This is a genomic window from Psychrobacter arcticus 273-4 (assembly GCF_000012305.1).
In the GTDB taxonomy this organism is placed as follows: domain Bacteria; phylum Pseudomonadota; class Gammaproteobacteria; order Pseudomonadales; family Moraxellaceae; genus Psychrobacter; species Psychrobacter arcticus.
Genome location: NC_007204.1, coordinates 1,720,671 through 1,742,063, shown reverse-complemented (window position 1 = coordinate 1,742,063; position 21,393 = coordinate 1,720,671). Strand labels below are relative to the sequence as shown.

Sequence of the window (21,393 nt, the reverse complement as noted above, 5' to 3'; positions counted from 1 at the left end):
ATGACAGTGACAGTGACAGTGACAGTGACAGTGATGTTGCTTATTTTTCTACTGTCGGCTTATCAAGCAAATGCGCAAATTTACTATTTGGGTGTGCTCGCACCACAAGGAGAGACTGCCGCACAACAACGTTGGCAGCCTTGGTTGGATGGGCTTAATAAACATCTAAAAGAAGATACCGTCGTGCTGGTACCACTGGCGTTGGAAAATTGGCAACAGCAAATAGAGGTGCCGCAGTTCGCCTTTGTGTTAGGTCCACAAATACAGTTTATTAAAATGGATACCGCAGGTTGGCGATGGCTTGCAACCTTGCAAGCGAATACACCAAACAAAAAGTCAGATGAATTTAAAATATCTACTGTTAAACAATCTGACTTTAAAACCGATGCTCAATATAAGCTATATAAGCAATTGGAAAACGAGCGTGTGCTGAGTAAACAAGATAAAGCTGACAAAGCGATAAATCAGCCTAATGCGATGGAGCAGATTGCCAGTGCCTTGTGGGTCAGGGTGGATAGTGATATTTACCAATTACAAGATTTATCACAGCGCAAAATAGCGGCGGTCAATCCGGATGCTTTTGCTGGTTATTTATTGGTCGCCCATTTATTACAAAAAAACGGGGTGCCGCCAAGTGATTATAGGACGCAGTTTGTTGACTATCCGATTGAGCTGACGCTGAGTACGCTGGCAAGCGGCGCAGTAGAGGCAGCAATCGCTCCCTTATGTCTGATGGAAGAGATGGCAGCTCAAGGTAAGATTGAGCAATCACAATATCGACTGATTAATCCAGTCACGACAGATTCTAACTGCCAGTCCTCGACCAAGATTTATCCCAATTGGACGCTTGCTGCTACCCGTGAAGCACCTGCCGCCTTAACTGAGCAGATTAATCAGTATTTATTTAGCACAGGCTCACAAGACACTGACCATAGTTCTGCTCTTGAGTTTGATGAAGCGGCAAACCTGCGCTGGCTGACACCTGAATCCAACAGCGATGCTGAACGTATCTTGTATGAGATGGGGCAACATCCTGCGCAAAAATCGCTGGGTACGCATCTATTTGATTGGATAAAATCGCACCGATGGTGGATGAGTATCATTGTTTTTGTGGTATTAATATCAACGATCAACTATGGCTGGATGAGCTGGCTAGCTTGGCGGCGCCGGCAACAAATAGACTCTCAAAACCGCCTTATTCGGGATTATGATCAGCAACTTCGGCAAACGGAGCGATTTGCTGTGATAGGTGAGATGAGCGGTGCCATCGCTCATGAAATAAACCAGCCGCTTGCGACCATTCAAAATTATGCTCAAGGGCTATTGATTCGCAGTCAAAATAACAAAGTAAATAAAGAGGCGATAGAGCAAAAAAGTGTTGAGACCGCTTTACAGCAAATCGTCAATGAGACAGAGCGTGCTGCTGCTGTTATCAAAAATATCAGGCATTGGGCGGGACGGGCACAACCCAATGAAGTGAGCGTTGATATTACGGCAACTCATGAGCAGTGCGTATTGTTACTCGGTGACAAAGGCGCAGACACTCGTTTTTGGTTTGCCAGCGACTATCAGTACTTACAATTACCAAATTTGTTATTGGATCAGTTATTGATAAACAGTCTATTGAATGCGCAGCAGCAAGGCGCAACCATCATTATGCTGCGCTGTGAGATAGAAGAGTACCAAGGAGACGAGTGGTTGGTACTGCGTGTCACTGACGATGCCGGTGGCTTTAATGAGGCGCAGCTCATTAAAAATAACATAAAAAATGAGTCGCAGCCTTATTTAAATCATCAACATGCTATTCGCTCCACAAAGCCAGATGGTCTGGGGTTGGGCTTGATGATATGTCAGTGCCTATGTAAATCACTGAATGGTAAAATGACTATTGGTAATGTCAATGCGGAGGATGAGCTTGCTAATGTACAAATGACTCATCGTCATTATCAGCAGTATTTAAAACCGTCGGTTGTGAGTAAAAGTCATATCACTCAAGCTAATAAAAGCTATTCACTGGCACATAAAATGGGTGCGCAAGTTTCTTTTTATTTACCAACCTCTTTCATCTTAAGGTAGGGTATGTCTTCTTCTAACCACTTAAATGAGCCGCCTGTCATTCATATCATTGATGATGAAGAAAGTGTGCGTCATTCGTGTGCATTTTTGATCAGCAGCTTAGGCTTATCGACCCAAACGTGGGACGGTGCGTTGAGGTTTTTGCAGCAAGTCGATATTTATGCGCCAGCAGTAGTGATCAGTGATTTGATGATGCCTGATATGAGCGGTCAGGCATTACAAATTCATCTGAATAAGCAGCAGAGTCCTATCGCATTGATTGCTCTGACCGGTAATGGTGAAATTGCTGATGCCGTCGCCATGTTAAAAAAGGGCGCGGTAGATTATTTAGAAAAACCTATCGGTAGTCAGCGCTTACAAGAGGCCATTCAGCACGCGCAAGCCTTAACGCTCAAACGTGCTAAGCTTTATTATATACGCACACTTTATGCGCAATTAACGGAGAAAGAAAAACAAGTCGCCAATGAGCTGATGCAAGGCAATCTGAATAAAAATATCGCTGATCATTTGGACGTATCTATGCGTACAATTGAAGTGCATCGCTCGCAGGTGATGAAAAAAATGCAAGCACAGCATGTCAGTGAGCTGATTCAAAAGCTGGTGTTGTTAGATTCTTAATTAGGATCGGTTAGCTTAATATCAAGCTGTCATCATCAACTTTCTCGCCGCGCGTTTGCTCAAACATATCGAGTAAATCATGCACAGTCATGCCTTGACGTTTATCACCAGCCACATCTAATACCACTTGACCCTGATGTAGCATCACGGTTCTGGTGCCATGAGCTAAAGCCTGTTGCATCGAGTGAGTAACCATCATTGTTGTCAGCTGATTGTCAGTAACGATTTTATCAGTCAATTCTAAAACAAAAGCCGCAGTCTTAGGGTCAAGGGCGGCAGTGTGCTCATCAAGCAGAAGAATCTTAGAAGGCTGTAATGATGCCATCAATAGGCTAACCGCTTGGCGCTGACCACCGGATAACAAGCCCATGCGGTCTGTCAAACGACTCTCTAAGCCAAGCTTTAGTACCGACAGCTTTTCTTTAAACAAATCACGGTTATTTGGGTTTAGAGCAAAGTTGAGTCCACGTTTACCACCGCGTTTATACGCTAGTGCCATGTTCTCTTCAATCGTTAACGCCTCACAAGTTCCCGCCATTGGGTCTTGGAATACACGAGCCACCCAATGGGCACGTTGATGCGCGGTCTTTTTAGTAACATCAATCCCATTTAACAAGATTGAGCCACTATCGACGCGTGTGGTACCACTGACCGCGTTTAAAAAGGTCGATTTACCAGCGCCATTGGTACCGATAACGGTCACAAACTCACCATCAGCGATATTTAGGTTTATACCACGTAGGGCAGGGTTTTCAATGGGCGTTCCAGGATTAAAGGTCAACCGCAAATCTGTAGCTTGCATCATAATTATTATTCCTTATGGGTGCATATTGACATTAAGCCCGAACTTTACGACTTAAGAATTTATTTTTAGCTTTTGGCAATATTAATGCCAATACCACGAGTAAAGCGGTAATCAAGTTCAAATCTTGCGGACCAAAGCCAATACTACGTAGTGTATCGCTCGATAGTGCCACTTGAATAAACAGCTTGTACAGTACCGCACCGACGACCACAGCAAAGGTAATGAGCCAAATGCGCTTAGCCGGAATAATAGTCTCACCGATGATGACCGCTGCCAAACCAATAACAATTGTACCGATACCAATCGAGATATCAGCGCCGCCTTGGGTCTGGACAAATAGCGCGCCAGCTAGGGCAATCAAACCGTTAGAGATCGCCATACCAATGATGGTCATCCATGAGGTATTGATACCTTGCGCTTGTGCCATGCGCAGGTTAGAGCCAGTCGCACGCATCGAAAGACCGGTTTCGGTACTATAAAACCAATTTAAAAATAACATGGCCAGTAGCACGACGATACCAATGATCAGACAGCGCATCCAATAGCCATTGCCATCTGTCACCAAGGTGCTAAATACCGTGGTTTCACCCAATAACGGTAAGTTTGGCGCACCCATAATACGTAGGTTGATAGAATATAGTGCTACCATCACCAAGATACTGGCAAGCAGCTGCAAAATGCCAAGTTTGACGTGCAACCAAGCAGTGACGATACCGGCGACTGATCCTGCTAGCATACCAAAAGCGCAGGCAAGCCATGGATTGATACCAGCGATGATAGAGATACCAGCGACAGCGCCACCTAACGGAAAACTACCGTCAGCCGTTAAATCTGGGAAATCAAGGGTACGAAATGAGATAAGAACGCCAAGCGCCACTAGCCCATAAATCAGACCACTTTCAAGTGCACCAAAAAAAGCAATTAAAGACATAAGAGATCAGTAAGTCATAACCAAGTGTTTAGCGAACCATAGGATGGAGACGAGTGGTATATGTCAGCGTCATCTACAAGCCAAACACTTAGGCGGTGAATTTAACAGATTGTATAATCTGCAGCTAGGGTAAAGCACAATCGATCACTGTCATAAATGATCATAATCTTTGCTTATTGAAAGCCTTTAAACAACAAGCCCAGCCTACTGACAAATAGCTGGGTTTTGTTTGTATCAATAAATAGCAAGGTAAAGCTAATGTAGATGATAACTACGGCTTGTGCAATCAACATTATCATCTACTGTTTATTTTATACTGATTATTTAAAAAGCAGTTATTCTACCACTTCTTTTGCTTTATCAATAACGGCTTGCGGTAAAGTTATGCCTTGCTCTTTAGCGTGTTTTGGACTGACATATAAGTCAAGAACTTTTGGCGTATATACTGGAATTGCGCCTGCTTTTTCACCATTTAAAATGCGTACAACGATTTTGCCAGTTTCACGACCAAGATCATAGTAGTTGACGCCTAATGCTGCGATGGCACCGCGTTCAACTGAGCTGGTATCAGAGGCGAGTAGTGGAATCTTACTTTCTTTAGCGGCTTGATATAGTGACTCGTAAGCTGAAACCACGTTATTGTCCGTTGAGGTATAGATCATATCGACCTTACCTTCTAGGCTGCGTGCTGCCATGGCAATATCAGTACTACGCTGGGCAGGGGCTTCATGTACTTTAATACCAAGTGGCGTCAGTTTCTCTTTTAGATTTTTTAGAATAATCGTTGAGTTGACTTCACCTGGGCTATAAACGTAGCCTACGTTTTTTAAGCTAGGAATAATTTGGCGCATCAATTCGATTTGTGGCTCATAAGGAAGCGCATCAGAACCACCAGTGACGTTGGTGCCAGAACCATCAAGCTTTGATACCAGTTTGGCTTCAACCGGATCGGTAACTGCTGAAAACACTAACGGAATACTACTGGTTGCAGCAGCTACTGACTGCGCAGATGGGGTGCCAATAGCAATGATAACGTCTGAGTTGTCTGCGACGAATTGCTTGGCAATCTGACCGGCGGTAGCAGTATTACCTTGGGCACTTTGAAAGTTGACTTTCAAGTTTTCGCCATCTTTAAAGCCGGCAGCGTTTAGCTCATCGATCACGCCTTTACGTACATCATCAAGTGCTGGATGTTCAACGATAGCAGTGATAGCAACCGTTTTCATTTCCGTTGTGGTATCGGCACCCGCAGTACTATCAGTCGAGGTACCTTCTTTAGCAGGCTGATTACAACCAGTCAAAATAGCGGTACAAACACCGCCCCATAAAAGAGCTTTGGCAAAACGATTCTGATACAACATGGGTCTTACTCCTGAAAATAATAATATGTCCGTACATTATATAAAAGATAAATAAAGGGCCTTGCATACTGCGGTTATAAACATTAATTGCTATAAGTTATCTACTGTGTATTCATTCTTATCTGCCAGTGATTATCTACCAGTGATTATCTACCAGTGATTATCTGCCAGTGATTATTTTCTGGCATTTTTTGCCTTATTATCGACATTAATAGCATTTTTTAGCAGCTCATCTGACAATACCACGCCTTGCGTTTTAGCATGTTTAGGGCTGACATAGAGCGTCAATTCATTCATGACTTCAGGCTTAACGGTCTTGACCGCCTCGCCATTTAAGATGCGATAAACCATTTTACCTGTCGTACGACCAAAGTCATAATCATTGACGCCAAGTGCTGCAGTTGCACCGCGTTGTACACTGAATTCATCAGAGGCAACGATAGGCAGCTTTAGCTCATTGGCCGCTTGCACCATGGCTTCAAATGCTGAGGCAACATTATTATCAAATGAGGTATAAATAATATCCGCGCGTCCCTGTAGGCTGCGTGTCGCCATACCGATATCGGTTGGACGGTTGGCTGGAATGTCCAACAATGATAAACCGCGTGCTGGCAGCGCTTTTTTTAGCTCATCACGTAAGGATACAGAGTTGGCTTCACCAGGACTGTATACATAACCAATCGTTTTGAGGTTGGGCTTGATTTTTTGAAGCAAATCTAGCTGCGGCTCTAGTGGTAATTGGCTTGACAGACCCGTCAAATTGCTTTGAAAAGGTTTGCCATCTGCGGTGATAAGTTTGGCACCCAGTGGGTCTGAGACGGCGGTATATATAATCGGTATGGTCGTGGTCGCAGAGACCATAGATTGTGCTGATGGGGTTGAGATTGCAACGATGGCATCAGGATTGTCGCCAACAAACTGCTTAGCGATTTGTCCGGCGGTTGCCGTATTGCCTTGCGCACTTTGAAAATTAACCTTTAAATTCTGACCTTCGACATAACCGTTATCTGCCAGCTCATCAATAATGCCGCGACGCATATCATCTAATGAGGGATGCTCAACGATTTGAGTAATTGCCAAGGTTTTGGCAGGTTTTTGAGCAGTGGTGACACTGTCATCGGCGCTCGTTGCCGTGTCTGCAGGTTTAGAGCAGGCTGATAATCCAAGCGCGGCGCTCATCGCAGCACCAAATAGGCTAAAGCGTAAAGTAGTAGCAAAGGTCATTTTATGGTGGCTCGTAGATTAGAAAGTGCAGGTTACCCGAGTCAATGTTATGTGAGTGCTGAGATAACGGGCTAACATCAAAGTAATCAATCCATTGATCATTATGTTTATATTATGACAGTAATGTAATTTATCGCAATAAAAAATTAAAGCGTATTCGTCACGGGTGTTATTAAGCCAAGTATTGACTGTTTTATTTGGTAAAACTATGATTAAAAAACGTACAAACCAGCAATGTCGCTATTACGAATGCACTTTATAATTAACGTAAGCTAATTTTTATACGAAAGTTATAGTGAGTCTAAAGTTCATATCATTATTATGCTGACGTGGTAAATGTTCAACAGACTCTAATATCTACTTAATCTTTTTCAAATGAATATTTTAAGGATAACATTATGAACACTACTAATCTTAAGTTATTAACCATCGCTGGTATTACTGCTACCTCATTGATTGGCTTACCTGCTATGGCAAAAGATGGTCACGGTAATGAGCATGCCAAGGGCAAAGCTGCTTATGTCAGTAAAGATAAGGATGTACAAGTACAGCTCAAGCCTCACCAGTCAGAAAAACACAAATTCAAAAATGGCTATAGCAGCAACGCCCAACCTAACATTAACGCTTATCACCATGCTAACCCTAACGCCTCATTTAAGCGTGGTCTTGATAAATATGATTACAGAGTGGTCGGCAAGATTGATAGAGACGTTTATGACCGTTCGGTAGTTTTAAACCGTAATGAGGACGGTTACGTTCGTATTCGTACGCCAGAAAATCAAGTTGTGACGGTGATTAATGATACATTGCAGATTATTGATATTTTGAGTAAATGAATATAAAGCTTACTTTTTATCCATTTTTATAAATCAATTTCCATAAAAAACCGGTCTGTTTCGACCGTTTTTTTATGGTTGTTCTTTTATTATTACTTAATTAATGTAACGTTTTTAGGCAAGCAAATCTCCAATCACGCAGTTGTCCGGTAAAGTAACCACCGTTAACTGGGTTTTTGGATCGCCTGAAGACAGAATCATGCCTTCCGATATACCAAATTTCATCTTACGCGGTGCCAGATTGGTCACGCAAATGACCTTTTTATCTAGCAATTGCTCAGGCTCATAAAACTTACGAATACCGCTAAAGACATTACGCGGCTGCGCTTCACCCACATCTAAGGTGAACTGAAGCAATTTGTCCGCGCCTTCAACATAACTGCAAGCGATAACATGAGCCACTTTCATCTCAACTTTGGCAAAGTCTTCAATACCGATATAGTCTGCTTGTTCAGTACTGCTCGGCGTTGCTGCGGGCGCGGTGTTTTTTGCTACCATTTTATCGTCTTGGCTAGCGGTAGGCGCATCTACTTGTGTCAATGAGGCTTTTGATGCATCAACCATTGCAGCAACATCTTTTTCATCAATACGCTGCATAAGCGGCTTAAACTTATTAATTTGATGACCAAGCAACCACTCATTTCTGCTAGCAAAGCTTAAATCATTAATATTTAAAAATTCTTTGGCATTGGCAGTCAGCTCAGGCAAGACAGGGGCAAGATATACCATCAATTGACGGAAGATATTGATTGCCACTGAGCAGACATCTTGTACTTCTTGCTCTGCGCCTTCAACCTTGGCAAGCGCCCATGGTTTTTTCTCATCAATATATTCATTGGCTTTATCAGCACATTGCATAATCAGACGCATAGCACGTGAAAACTCACGGTTCTCGTAAGCGGCAGCAATCTCATCACCAGTCTTGGTGATATCTTCTAATAAGCTTGGCTCAGCACAGACGTCTGTGAGCATGCCGTCATATTTTTTGAGCAAAAAACCAGCGCTGCGACTGGCGATATTGACCACTTTACCAACGAGGTCAGAATTGACCTTTTGCATAAAGTCTTCTAAATCTAGGTTGATGTCTTCGACTTTGTCAGACAATTTGCTGGCGAAATAATAGCGCAGATATTCAGGATGTAAATGCTCAGCGTAAGTGTCGGCTTTAATAAAGGTGCCGCGCGACTTACTCATTTTTTCGCCATTGACCATTAGGAAGCCATGAGCAAAGACAGCTGTTGGTGTACGGAGTTCGCTACCGGCAAGCATCGCAGGCCAAAATAGCGCATGGAAGTAAACAATATCTTTGCCAATGAAGTGATAAACTTCAGTTTTATGCTCGTTTTCTTGCGCCCAATAATGGTCAAAATCTAACGCATCATCGGTACCAGCACGCTTGTCGCACAAGTTCTTAAAGCTTGCCATGTAACCGACAGGCGCATCTAGCCACACATAAAAGTATTTATCGGGCTCATCGCTTGGCGTATCTGGAATTTGAAAACCAAAATAGGGCGCATCGCGTGAGATATCCCAACTGGTCAAACCGGCATCAAACCATTCTTGCAGTTTATTGGCAACTGAAACTTGCAAGCGATTATCACTGCGCGTCCAATCTTTTAAAAATTGCTCGAACTCTGGTAAGTCAAAGAAATAATGCTTTGAGGTTTTTAGAATAGGCGTCGCATTTGATAATGTAGAGTACGGATCTTTGAGCTCTGTCGCGTCATAAGTGGTGCCACAGACTTCACAGTTATCGCCATATTGGTCGGGCGCAGCACATTCAGGGCAAGTGCCTTTGACAAAACGGTCTGCTAAAAACAACTGTTTTTCAGGGTCAAATAACTGCTCAACATCACGAGTAGAGATATGCCCCGTGTCTCTTAGGCGACGATAAATCAGCTCGGAGAATTCCCGATTCTCTTCTGAATGCGTTGAATGATAGTTATCAAAATTAATCAAAAATTTAGCAAAATCGGCTTCATGAGCGGCTTGTACATTGGCAATTTGCTGTTCTGGCGTCACGCCATTGTCTTCGGCTTTGAGCATGATGGCAGTACCATGAGCATCATCCGCGCAGACATAAGTCACCTTATGACCTTGCGCCTTCATCGATCGCACCCAAATATCAGTTTGAATATACTCTACAAGATGCCCCAAATGGATGTCACCATTGGCGTAGGGCAGGGCACTGGTTACTAGAATCTCACGCACTTTCATCACCTATATTTTTATATAAACGGATTGATTATCAATAGAAATTGAAAAAGTGTGCCTATGATACCGTAATTCGGCTAAATTTGTGATATTCCTTCTGAATTAATACGGTAATCAGCGCTACAGTTGTTCCACTTTTAAAAGAGTACCGCGCTACTGGAATTAATGGTTCATAGCCTCTGTCGGCGTAGGCACAGCAAGCAAGAAAAATTAATTTCAGTAGCGCGTTATAATACTTGTATGTCTTTTATTAACGGTCATTTATAACAGCTGATTATCAGTATGTTTTAATGTTGATAAATATCAAGATTAAAATGAACCAAACATCGTGCCCAAGGTAATGACAACGACTACGGCAATCAGTGGAATAATTATGGTGACCATTGCTAAGTTCAAATAGGACTGTTTATGCGTCAGACCACAAATCGCCAGTAAGGTAATGACCGCACCACTGTGTGGCAAGGTATCCAAACCCCCTGCTGCCATGACAGCAACTCGGTGCATCAGCTCTGGATCAATACCTGCAGCCACTGCCATTCTTAGATAGTCTTCACCCAAGGTGGATAGGGCGATACTCAAACCACCAGATGATGAGCCAGTAATACCAGCCAGCGTGGTCATAGCGACTGCTTCTGAGATTAGTGGATTGTCTGGCGTTAGGTTTAAGATACCATCACGAATGATAAGAAAGCCTGCCAATGAGGCGATAACTGCGCCATAGCCTACTTCCGACGCGGTGTTAAAAATCGGTAACATCGAGTCATAAGTACCACGGTTAATGGTTTTTTGTAAATTCGTCCAATGACCGAGGCGCATGACAATTAGTACGATACAAGCCACAACCAATGAGATGATGATCGACCATAGCCCGAGCGAGCCTGCGATATTCAAATCTGGGAACTGAGTCTGTAGACCACTAAAGTCCATCGATGGAAAGATGAAATAAGTCAATAAAGCGTTTAAACTGATGACCATTATCAGTGGAATCATCGCAACAGTGAATGAGGTATGATGCGTACTAAGCAAGTCGGTCTCTGCCGTCGCTCCACCAACACCGCCCACATCACTCTCATCATGCTGACCATAACCTTCACCAGCAGCATTGGCTTTTCTGGCTCGTGATTGCAGCCATAACCAACCACAGACAAACATGATCGTACCACCAATAAGACCCAAAATAGGCGCGGCAAATACGTTGGTATTATAGTAAGGAATAGGAATAGCATTCTGAATGGCAGGCGTGCCAGGTAATGCCGTCATGGTAAAGGTAAACGAACCTAGTGCAATCGCTGCTGGAATCAAGTGCTTAGGAATATCAGCAGCTTTAAATAAGTCTTTGGCGATTGGATAGATAGCAAATGCCACAACAAACAGCGACACACCACCATAGGTCAAAATACCACAAACTAAGATGACCGCCAAAATCGCTTTACTGGCACCAAGCTTTTCGACCACGGTATTGGCAATCGCTGTTGCCGCTCCAGAGTCTGCCATCAAACGCCCAAAGAGTGCGCCTAATAAGAAGATAGGAAAGAATTTGAGTAGGAAGCCACTCAATGCGCCCATAAAGACATCGGTATAGGCAGGAATACTGCTTAAAAAATCACCTGAAAGTAGTACTGCTAAAGCTGCCATAATCGGCGCTAAAATCAGTACGGAATAACCGCGATAAGCAAAGAACATCAAGAGTAATAAAGTAATAATAATAGCAAGTGTACTAAACATGACCGCCCTCCTTGGCTAAGTTAAGCTTGAAAGTATGCAGGGTATAGGGAAATAGGTCAATAAAGTTAAACATAACAACTGATTATTCTCTAGTCGCTACTAGAATTATATGTTAAGTTATTACAGCTGTACTCTATATTTTATAGTGATATAAAATGTATTACTTTAAATATAAACCCGATTAATAGCCAAGTATTTGCTTGAATGAGCAAAACCTCTAATGAACAATGTAAATAATAAAAATGATACTTGCAAGGAGATAAGCATGAGTCAATCAAAAGTGTATGACAGCGCAGAAGCGGCGCTGAGCGGTGTTGTGCGTGACGGACAAACGCTAGCCATCGGTGGTTTTGGTCTATGCGGTATTCCTGAAGCATTGATTGAAGCGCTGCGTGATAGTGAGGTTAAAGATTTGACCTGTATCAGTAATAACGCTGGCGTTGACGACTTTGGTTTAGGGTTGTTGTTACAAACGCGTCAGATTAAAAAAATGATCTCATCTTATGTGGGTGAAAATAAAGAGTTTGAGCGCCAATACTTAGCAGGCGAGTTAGAAGTTGAACTGACTCCGCAAGGTACACTAGCAGAAAAGCTACGTTCAGGCGGTGCAGGTATTCCGGCATTTTACACGGCAACTGGCGTCGGCACCTTAGTTGCTGAAGGCAAAGAGACGCGTGATTTTAATGGGCGCACTTATGTGCTTGAGCATTCATTGCGTGCTGATGTGTCATTAATTAAAGCGCAAAAAGCGGATAAAGCAGGCAACTTAATCTTTAATAAAACCGCTCGTAATTTTAATCCAGACTGTGCGATGGCAGGCAAGATTACCATTGTTGAAGTTGAAGAAATTGTAGAAACAGGCATTTTAAATCCTGATGAGATTCATCTGCCAGGTATCTTTGTACAGCGTATCGTATTGAACCGCAATCCTGAAAAACGTATCGAAAAAACCACGACTAAAGCTGTCGAAGGCGCTTAGTCATTGCGCTTGCACCACAATTCATAAATGATCAAATTGATAATACTAGAATATCGTAAAAATTAAGGAAATTACTATGGCATGGACAAGAGAGCAGATGGCACAGCGTGCCGCACAAGAGTTACAAAACGGTTATTATGTCAACTTAGGCATTGGTCTACCGACGCTCGTTGCAAACTATATCCCTAAAGATGTCGATGTTTGGCTACAGTCAGAGAATGGCTTATTAGGTATTGGCGAGTTTCCTACTGCAGAAAACGTCGATGCAGATTTGATTAATGCGGGTAAACAGACGGTCACTGCCGAGTCAGGCGCCAGTTATTTTAGTAGCTCAGAGTCGTTTGCGATGATTCGTGGCGGTCATGTCAACCTTGCGATATTGGGTGCGATGGAAGTCTCAGAGCAGGGCGATTTGGCAAATTGGATGATTCCGAAAAAGATGGTCAAAGGCATGGGCGGCGCGATGGATTTGGTCGCAGGCGTGCAGCGCGTGATTGTTTTGATGGAGCAGGTCAACAAACACGGCGAGCCAAAAATCCTTGCCAATTGCGAGTTGCCACTGACGGGTAAAGGGGTCGTTGATCGCATCATCACAGAGCTTGCCGTACTCGATGTGACTGACAACGGTCTAAAATTGGTTGAGCTAGCAGAGGGTGTTAGCTTTGATGAGTTACAAGAGAAAACCCCAGTGACCATTATCCAATAAAAAAGCGTACTAAGCATTGCTCTGTATGCACGCTCGTAAAGGTTAGATGCTGAACGCTCTCATTATTAAGGACAATATATGGCGACCCAATTGCAACAGGATTTGACCGGCAAAGTGGCATTGGTCACAGGCGCTGCCAGCGGTATCGGACGTGATATTGCCGAAACTTATGCCAAGGCGGGCGCTGCGGTTGGTATTGCAGATATCAATCTTGAGGCTGCTCAGAAAACCGTCGATGCTATTGAAGCAGCAGGCGGGCGTGCCCTTGCGATTGCGATGGATGTAACGTCTGAAGCTGCTGTTAATGACGGTGTTCAAAGATTGGTCGATACCTTTGGTGGTATTGATATTCTTGTCTCTAATGCCGGCATTCAAATCATTGATCCCATCCATAAAATGGCGTTTGAAGATTGGAAAAAAATGCTCGCCATTCATCTCGATGGCGCGTTTTTGACCACCAAAGCTGCCATACAGCATATGTATAAAGACGATAAAGGTGGCACCGTTATTTATATGGGTTCTGTGCACTCGCATGAAGCTTCATTATTTAAAGCGCCTTATGTCACCGCCAAACATGGTCTGCTTGGTCTATGTCGGGTATTGGCAAAAGAGGGCGCTGTTCATAATGTACGCTCGCATGTAATATGCCCAGGGTTCGTCAAAACACCTTTGGTCGAAAAACAAATCCCACAGCAAGCGGCTGAAAAAGGCATCAGTGAAGAGTCTGTGGTGAATGACATCATGCTAGTTAATACCGTTGATAAAGAGTTCACCACTGTCGATGATATTGCCCAGTTGGCCTTATTTTTAGCAGCGTTCCCAACTAATGTCTTTACCGGACAATCAATTGTTGCAAGCCACGGCTGGTTTATGAATTAAGAATATGAATTAAGAATATGAATTAAGAATATGAAACCCCACTCTCAACTTGAAATAAGCAATTCAAACTGAAGTGGCGGGTTACCAAGTTTTTTGTTGAGTACAAAGCATAGATTATGTGACAGAATTTTACGAATCAATCGATGAGACAAATGCCATAAATCTCTTGCTCGTACCCTTTGTATATTAAATCGTTCTGATAGCTGACCAATGACTGTTTCAACGATACGGCGGGCTTTCATTAGCCGTTTTACCACAGGTTTGGGTCTATCCTCTTTCATGTTAGCTCTGAGTGGCGTTTGTAAATCCACTCCTTGAGCGTCGTAGTACTGAGTGAGACTAGGGCTGATATACCCTTTATCAGCGCCGAGCAAACCATAGATATTGTCAGTAATATCAGGCGCAACCGCTCTTTCATCAACATTGGCAGGAGCAAAGGTAAAGCCTTTAATCATGCCCGATAAGTTAACAAGCAAATGTCCTTCAAAGCCATAGTACCTCTCTTGCTTAGCCGCACAGTAGCTAAAAGCCGCTAAGTCTTGATAGTTTTTATGCCGATAAGCGCGTCCATAATGACAGACGGGTATCGGAAAACCATCCATAAAATGGATGTTGTCACGGCCCTCAAGTTGACTGACGTTATCTTGTATCCGCTGTTTGACTTGCCACAGATTCGCGCAATGCTTTGCGAAGTTAGGATATGAGCCTATGGCTGGAAACCAGGCTTGCCAGTGCTGGGTAAAATATTGCCAAATCTGTTTGTCTTGATCAAGGTTTAAAAATTCACCGACCAGTTCCATGCAAATGATCTCAGGATCACTCAGCTTTGGCGCGTAACCTGCACCTCGCAAGGGTTCAGTAACGACTATTTTGTAATATTGCTCTACCATTAAATAGATATTGATGATAAATTCGTCTATGGGCATCTCATGACTCCGTTGTATTCTTGGTCGAAAACAATAGATTAGTGAGATGCTCTTCTTTTTTCAATCACTTTCGAAGTTGAGAGTGGGGTAATATGAATTAAGAATATGAATTAAGAATATGAATTAAGAAATCGCTTGGTCTGTTAGCTTATCAGTATTCGAGTGTTGTACCGTAAGCGGGTATTTTGGCTGGTATTTTTGTCCATTGGTTCAAGGATTCTACAAGAGAGTTATCAGCTAACGACATTACAGGCTAGAAGCGTTACGTAAAAGGCCGTCTTACTAGCATCATAGTTTTTTTATGCTTGCAATTGAGCTACACTAATACGATAAAAGGTTTAGCTAAAAAGTTCATGGTATTTTTTAGCATACCAACCCACTTGTATAGGTAGTCACGGTCGCTATGTTTAATTTTATGAAGAAAAAACCCACCGCACAAACGGAAACTCCAGAGCAGCAAGCCGCGCGTGATAGCGCCATTGATAAAGTGCTGCTGGGTTATCATGTTGGTGATACCAGTATTGCGACGATGGTCACTGGGCTTGAGCGTAATGGTGGTGAGCTGACATTAGAGTTGCGTCTGCCACATGAAAGCGATCTTGAGAGCATTCAGCAAGCGCTTGGGCAGCTATTACAGCCGCACGGTATTCAAACCATTCATATGAATGTACGGATATCAGCGCCGATGAAAGGGGCAGAAGCAAATTTACCGAAAGCAATGCCAAAAACCACCAATGCGATGGACAGTCAGAGTAAGCCTGTCGCCAAGAGTGATGATAGTACGGTAAATGCTGAGCCACCTATCACGAAGCCTGCGCCAACCCAAGCTTCGTTGTCCGCTCATCCGCGCATTCGTCATATTATTGTAGTTGCCTCAGGTAAGGGCGGTGTGGGTAAATCAACCACCACTGTCAATATCGCCTTGGCATTACAAAAGCTTGGCAATCGTGTTGGGGTGTTGGATGCTGATATCTATGGCCCCAGTATGCCAGCGATGCTAGGTGTGGGTAGTGTTAGACCTGAGCTTGAAAATGAGCAATTTGTGCCTATCAATGCGCATGGACTAGCGATGTTATCGATTGGTAGCTTACTTGATGGTGACAATACGCCTGTCGCCTGGCGCGGTCCAAAAGCCACAGGGGCATTGATGCAGCTATACAATCAAACCAATTGGCCACAGTTAGATTACCTAGTGATTGATATGCCACCAGGTACCGGTGATATTCAGCTCACGCTTGCTCAGCGTATTCCGGTAACGGGCGCTGTTATTGTGACGACGCCGCAGCATATTGCGTTACTTGATGCGCAAAAAGGCATTGAGATGTTCAATAAAACCAATATTCCTGTACTTGGCGTGGTTGAAAACATGGCGCTACACACTTGTAGCAATTGTAATCATACCGAAGCCATCTTTGGTACAGGCGGTGGCGAGAAAATCGCTGAGCAATATCAAGTGCCGCTGCTAGGTCAGTTGCCCCTGGCAAGCGCTATTCGTGCACAAGTAGATAAAGGCGAGCCAAGCGTCTTAGTAGATGATGAGTTTGCGTCTTACTATTTGAGCATTGCTAAAAATATTGAAACCAATATTAATAAGTTTGCTAAACCGGTCGATGATAAGCGTATTTTTTAATAACTAAGCTTTAATGCTGAAAGTCATGACGTTTGCATAATCAAGAGACTATCGTTTGCTATTATAAAAAAGTAGTAGAGTCGGTGAAAAGTAATATCGATACAACCCGTATTGCTGGTGCAAATTTTTCTTGCTTGCTGTGCCTACGCAGACAGAGGCTGCAAAAAATTTACACCAGCAATACGGTAGCGACTTTAAAGTATTTCAACTATAGCAAGCGATGTCTATTACATATAGTCGGTTCAAAATAAAATCGATACGTTATTAAAGAGGTGCGACTGGTATAAACTTCTCTTGCTTGTTGCTATCACAGAGGCTACGAAAAATTCATCCCAGTCACGCTGTATCGGTTTTACAGTGGATCTACTATAGAATTGGTTTTAAAGTGCGGCTAAGTCTATAAATCAGGCCATCAATTCCGTATAATCGTCGCTATCAAAATACTGTTGTCATAATCGCTATTAAATATTTGCTAAGGAACAATGATGTCTATCAAATCTGACCGCTGGATTCGTAAAATGGCTGAAGAACACGGCATGATTGAGCCGTTTGAAGCGGGTCAAGTACGTTTTAATGACGCCGGTGAGCGTTTGGTCAGTTATGGCACTTCAAGCTATGGTTATGATGTACGCTGCGCGCCTGAGTTTAAAGTTTTCACCAATGTGCATTCAGTGATCGTAGATCCTAAAAACTTTGATGAAAAGAGCTTTATTGATATCATCGGCGACGAGTGCATTATTCCGCCGAACTCTTTTGCATTGGCACGTACGATGGAGTATTTCCGTATTCCACGCGACGTATTGACTATCTGCTTAGGTAAATCAACCTATGCCCGCTGCGGTATTATCGTTAACGTCACACCACTTGAGCCTGAGTGGGAGGGACATGTGACCTTGGAGTTTAGTAATACGACCAATCTGCCTGCCCGTATCTACGCTGGCGAAGGGGTTGCGCAAATGCTGTTTTTCCAAAGCGATGCGGACGATGTCTGTGAGACCAGTTATAAAGATCGTGGTGGTAAATACCAAGGTCAACGCGGTGTTACCTTACCAAGAACGTAATCGTTTTTAGGATTATAGTCCTTTTAGATTGGCAATAAAAAAGCTGAGCATATTTAATATGCTCAGCTTTTTTATGAGGTATATTTTGTTATTTTAAGACTTTTAAACCGGCTTTATTATCACGTTTGGGCTTAGGAGTGGCAACCTTTGTTTTAGAGCTGCTACTCGCAACGGCATCCTCTTCAGGCACATAGTCATCATATTCATTAGGATCGAAAAACATCCCTTGTGAGTTCTCTTTTGCATAGATACCGAGCACTGCCGTTAACGGCACCCAAATATCTTGTGATACCCCACCAAAGCGTGCACTAAAATGAATATAGTCATTTTTCATACTCATATTACCGGTGGCACGGCTGGCAATATTGAGCACGATGCGACCATCTTGCACGTGCTCCGTTGGAATCTGCAGGTTATCAGCAGTCGCATCAACCATCAGATACGGCGTCAGCGCATTGTCTTCTATCCATTGGTAAAGGGCGCGCACCATATAAGGACGAGTTGGGGTTATAGATGTGGTTTCGCTCATATTTTGGTTTCCTATCATAAGGGTATTAGGTAATGATCAATAAGATATTTGCCACAAGTTTTTATTGGTTTACAGTTTTTAGTGATTGATAACAAATAAGTCATTTTTTAATAGCGTCTATTTTAGGGCAGTCATCACGCTTTGTCTAATTAGCGCACGCTTTTTTGAAAGCTTTGACGCTCAAATACTCGAGTTTGATAATCAAACAGGGGACGACTGATAGCGCGTGGTAGCTCAATGCCCATTTCGTCCAATCGCCATAATAAAGGCGCTAGCAATACATCACACCAGCCAAACTCGTCCGCCATAAAATAAGGTTTATGAGCAAATAACGGCGATAGAGTAATCAGAGAATCGCTCAGCTGTTTTTTAGCGCTGGCGGCTTGAGCCTTATTAAAACTGTCAGGGTGCATCAATAGACGTTTACCCAACACCAACCAATCACGTTGGATACGCCAAGCTAACTGGCGAAATTGTGCCCGCTCTTGCGGTGTGTCAGGCAGGAGCTTATTGGCATGGTAACGCTCTTCAAGATATTCAAAGATTACATTTATCTCATAAAGTGCAATTTCACGCTGTTGCAGGACAGGTAAGGTATGATAAGGGTTTAGCTCGGTCAAATCCTCAGGACGCTCAGAGTGTAGCCGTGATAAGTAATAAGCGAGCTTCTTTTCTTCAAGTAATAGGCGTACCACATGACTATTGTAGCCGTCATCAGCGTATAAAATTAGCTGACTACTTGGAATGTCATTCGCATCAATCATGAAAGCCTAATGTTCATAGTAAAGCCTGTCATCGTAAACAATGTTGCTGTGTTTATCAAGGTAGCATGCGTAAACATTGCCACTGCGCTTATTTTTAGATGCTCATTTATGAGTAGTCTAAACAATAAAAAGCACTACCGAAGTAGTGCTTTTTTATACCAATATATTGCTTGACTGATAAATTCTCAGTATTACTTATTTGATATCTTTCCAGAATTCTTTATTGAGCAAGTAAACTGGAATCAATAAGACAAGTAAGAATAAAATCACAAAGAAACCAATGACTTTACGGTCATGACGAATAGGCTCAGCCATCCATGCCATAAAGTTAACCAAGTCGCCTACTTCAGATTCAAACTCTTCCTGACTCAGCTCTTCTTGCATGTTATGCAAGACATGAGGCATTGCCGCGTTGTGTAGCACTAAGTTGTTAGCACCCCAAGGACGGCTTGGATCTTCATAGAAAGACAAGAGGTAAGTGTAAACCCAATCATCGCCGCGCAGTCTTGTTTCAAGTGACAGATCCGGAGGCGCTGCGCCAAACCAAGACGCTTGAATCTCAGGGTCAATCTCAGCATTGATATGCTCACCAATTTGATCGGTGGTGACCATCAGATACTTTTCAACCAATTCAGGCGGTATTTCTAGGTCTTTGGCAATGCGCGAATGACGAACGTACTTTGCTGAATGGCAGCCAGCGCAGTAATTCATAAACGTTTTAGCACCGTTTTGTAATGAACCCTTATTGGTAAAATCAATAGGAGCTGTGCTACAAGCTAGATGTTCTTCAACACCCTCAGCATTGGTAAACGTACCGCAGCCACTACCTGACGCTAGAGCGCTACCAGCAGTCAAAGTTAATGCCGCGCCTAAGCCCAAACCTGCTAGGGATTTAATTAGCGTGCTCATTAGTGACCTCCGGTAACGCGTTCTGGTGGCTGTTTACACTTCTCAATGGCAGTGTAAAACGGCATCAGTAAGAAGAACAAGAAATATAGAATCGTAAATATACGAGCCATAAGAGTGGCTGTTGGCGTCGTTGGTGTCGCACCTAAGTAACCCAATACAACAAAGCTAATGGCAAAGACAGTAAGAGCAATCTTAGACAAAATACCTTTGTAGCGTATAGAGCGTACAGGCGATCTATCCAGCCATGGTATCAAGAACAATACGGCAATAGCAGCACCCATCGCAATAACACCACCAAGCTTATCAGGAACGGCACGTAGGATGGCATAGAAAGGGGTGTAGTACCATACCGGTGCAATATGCGCTGGTGTCTTCAATGAGTTTGCTGTCTCAAAGTTTGGTGGCTCAAGGAAGAAGCCGCCGCCTTCTGGGAAGAAGAATACCACAGCAAAGAACAAGATAAAGAAGACAACGATACCAACCATATCGTGTACGGTGTAGTACGGATGGAATTCGATACCATCTAATGGCACACCGTTTTTATCTTTTAGCTTCTTAATGTCAATACCATCAGGGTTGTTTGAACCCACATGATGCAGTGCCACTAAATGCATAAAGACTAAGCCGACAAGTACCAGCGGAATCGCTACAACGTGTAGAGCAAAGAAGCGGTTTAGAGTGATACCTGAAATAATGTAATCACCACGAACCCATTCAGCAAGCCCGTCACCAATAACTGGTAGAGCTGCAGGTAAGTTTAGAATAACCTGAGCACCCCAGAATGACATGTTGCCCCAAGGGAGTAGATAACCGAAGAAACCTTCTGCCATCAATGCTAGGTAAATACCCATACCGATGAGCCAAATCAGCTCACGTGGTTTTTGGTATGAACCGTATAGCAAGGCTCTAAACATATGCAAGTAAACTACGACGAAAAACGCAGATGCGCCGGTTGAGTGCATATAACGGATGAGCCAGCCACCCTTGACATCACGCATGATGTATTCAACAGAGGCAAATGCCCCTTCTGAACTTGGGTTGTACATCATCGTTAGCCAAATACCAGTCACCAATTGGTTGACCAGTACGACCATCGATAGCACGCCAAAGAAGTACCAAAAGTTAAAGTTCTTTGGTGCATAGTACTTTGACATATGATATTCATAGGTTTCGGTCGCTGGAAAGCGCGCGTCCACCCAATGCATTAACTTTTTACCCAT

General features: G+C 43.2%; 19 protein-coding genes. 8 read left to right on the top strand and 11 right to left on the bottom strand.

All coding sequences use genetic code 11. The annotated features are described in order from the left end of the window. Together PSYC_RS07455 and PSYC_RS07450 are read left to right on the top strand one after the other, a co-directional pair. A complete protein-coding gene (locus PSYC_RS07455; protein WP_187147092.1) occupies positions 1-2,076 on the top strand; it encodes a sensor histidine kinase in 2,076 nt (691 codons plus the stop codon). Positions 2,077-2,079: 3 nt separating this feature from the next. Beyond that, on the top strand, positions 2,080-2,694 hold the full coding sequence (locus tag PSYC_RS07450) for a response regulator transcription factor (protein ID WP_011280706.1): 615 nt from the start codon (positions 2,080-2,082) through the stop codon (positions 2,692-2,694). A gap of 10 nt (positions 2,695-2,704) precedes the next feature. On the opposite strand, the gene PSYC_RS07445 is transcribed toward PSYC_RS07450, so the two are convergent. From PSYC_RS07445 to PSYC_RS07430, 4 genes are all read right to left on the bottom strand, one after another. After that, complete coding sequence (locus PSYC_RS07445; RefSeq protein WP_011280705.1) at positions 2,705-3,499, bottom strand: ABC transporter ATP-binding protein; 795 nt, start codon at positions 3,497-3,499, stop codon at positions 2,705-2,707. Positions 3,500-3,530: 31 nt separating this feature from the next. Then, positions 3,531-4,430, bottom strand: coding sequence for an ABC transporter permease (locus PSYC_RS07440; RefSeq protein WP_011280704.1), 900 nt, complete (start codon positions 4,428-4,430; stop codon positions 3,531-3,533). Positions 4,431-4,765: 335 nt separating this feature from the next. Next, on the bottom strand, positions 4,766-5,791 hold the full coding sequence (locus tag PSYC_RS07435; RefSeq protein ID WP_011280703.1) for an ABC transporter substrate-binding protein: 1,026 nt from the start codon (positions 5,789-5,791) through the stop codon (positions 4,766-4,768). A 174-nt stretch (positions 5,792-5,965) separates the two neighbouring features. Continuing rightward, positions 5,966-7,015, bottom strand: coding sequence for an ABC transporter substrate-binding protein (locus PSYC_RS07430; RefSeq protein WP_011280702.1), 1,050 nt, complete (start codon positions 7,013-7,015; stop codon positions 5,966-5,968). Between the two features lie 398 nt (positions 7,016-7,413). On the opposite strand from PSYC_RS07430, the gene PSYC_RS07425 reads away from it, so the two are divergent. Further along, entirely contained in the window at positions 7,414-7,851 is a 438-nt protein-coding gene (locus PSYC_RS07425; protein ID WP_011280701.1) for a hypothetical protein, read from the top strand. A gap of 114 nt (positions 7,852-7,965) precedes the next feature. Here the strand turns inward: PSYC_RS07425 and metG are convergent, their stop codons facing one another. Both metG and PSYC_RS07415 read right to left on the bottom strand, forming a co-directional pair. Beyond that, a complete protein-coding gene (metG, locus tag PSYC_RS07420) occupies positions 7,966-10,068 on the bottom strand; it encodes a methionine--tRNA ligase (RefSeq protein ID WP_011280700.1) in 2,103 nt (700 codons plus the stop codon). A gap of 306 nt (positions 10,069-10,374) precedes the next feature. Continuing rightward, on the bottom strand, positions 10,375-11,790 hold the full coding sequence (locus tag PSYC_RS07415) for a GntP family permease (RefSeq protein ID WP_011280699.1): 1,416 nt from the start codon (positions 11,788-11,790) through the stop codon (positions 10,375-10,377). A 265-nt stretch (positions 11,791-12,055) separates the two neighbouring features. On the opposite strand from PSYC_RS07415, the gene PSYC_RS07410 reads away from it, so the two are divergent. From PSYC_RS07410 to PSYC_RS07400, 3 genes are all read left to right on the top strand, one after another. Further along, entirely contained in the window at positions 12,056-12,769 is a 714-nt protein-coding gene (locus tag PSYC_RS07410; protein WP_011280698.1) for a CoA transferase subunit A, read from the top strand. 76 nt (positions 12,770-12,845) lie between these two features. Then, complete coding sequence (locus PSYC_RS07405; protein ID WP_011280697.1) at positions 12,846-13,475, top strand: CoA transferase subunit B; 630 nt, start codon at positions 12,846-12,848, stop codon at positions 13,473-13,475. 78 nt (positions 13,476-13,553) lie between these two features. Then, a complete protein-coding gene (locus PSYC_RS07400; protein ID WP_011280696.1) occupies positions 13,554-14,354 on the top strand; it encodes a 3-hydroxybutyrate dehydrogenase in 801 nt (266 codons plus the stop codon). A 44-nt stretch (positions 14,355-14,398) separates the two neighbouring features. On the opposite strand, the gene PSYC_RS07395 is transcribed toward PSYC_RS07400, so the two are convergent. Beyond that, entirely contained in the window at positions 14,399-15,280 is an 882-nt protein-coding gene (locus tag PSYC_RS07395) for an IS982 family transposase (protein ID WP_011279666.1), read from the bottom strand. Positions 15,281-15,683: 403 nt separating this feature from the next. Between PSYC_RS07395 and apbC the strand changes: the two genes are divergently transcribed. Further along, positions 15,684-16,910 carry an iron-sulfur cluster carrier protein ApbC gene (gene apbC, locus PSYC_RS07390; RefSeq protein ID WP_011280695.1) on the top strand — a complete coding sequence of 409 codons (1,227 nt, stop codon included), beginning with the start codon at positions 15,684-15,686 and terminating at the stop codon, positions 16,908-16,910. 485 nt (positions 16,911-17,395) lie between these two features. Next, positions 17,396-17,971: a dCTP deaminase gene (gene dcd, locus PSYC_RS07385; protein ID WP_011280694.1), complete on the top strand. Its 576-nt coding sequence runs from the start codon at positions 17,396-17,398 to the stop codon at positions 17,969-17,971. A gap of 88 nt (positions 17,972-18,059) precedes the next feature. On the opposite strand, the gene PSYC_RS07380 is transcribed toward dcd, so the two are convergent. The 4 genes from PSYC_RS07380 to PSYC_RS07365 all read right to left on the bottom strand — a co-directional run bounded on the left by PSYC_RS07380 (position 18,060) and on the right by PSYC_RS07365 (position 21,393). After that, the gene (locus PSYC_RS07380; RefSeq protein WP_011280693.1) at positions 18,060-18,500 is read right to left on the bottom strand and encodes a ClpXP protease specificity-enhancing factor; all 441 of its coding nucleotides are present in this window, start codon (positions 18,498-18,500) and stop codon (positions 18,060-18,062) included. Between the two features lie 149 nt (positions 18,501-18,649). Next, a complete protein-coding gene (locus PSYC_RS07375) occupies positions 18,650-19,264 on the bottom strand; it encodes a glutathione S-transferase N-terminal domain-containing protein (RefSeq protein WP_011280692.1) in 615 nt (204 codons plus the stop codon). A 195-nt stretch (positions 19,265-19,459) separates the two neighbouring features. Further along, the gene (locus PSYC_RS07370; protein WP_011280691.1) at positions 19,460-20,173 is read right to left on the bottom strand and encodes a cytochrome c1; all 714 of its coding nucleotides are present in this window, start codon (positions 20,171-20,173) and stop codon (positions 19,460-19,462) included. Beyond that, positions 20,173-21,393 carry a cytochrome b gene (locus PSYC_RS07365; protein WP_406621539.1) on the bottom strand — a complete coding sequence of 407 codons (1,221 nt, stop codon included), beginning with the start codon at positions 21,391-21,393 and terminating at the stop codon, positions 20,173-20,175. The genes PSYC_RS07370 and PSYC_RS07365 overlap by 1 nt, the downstream gene beginning before the upstream one ends.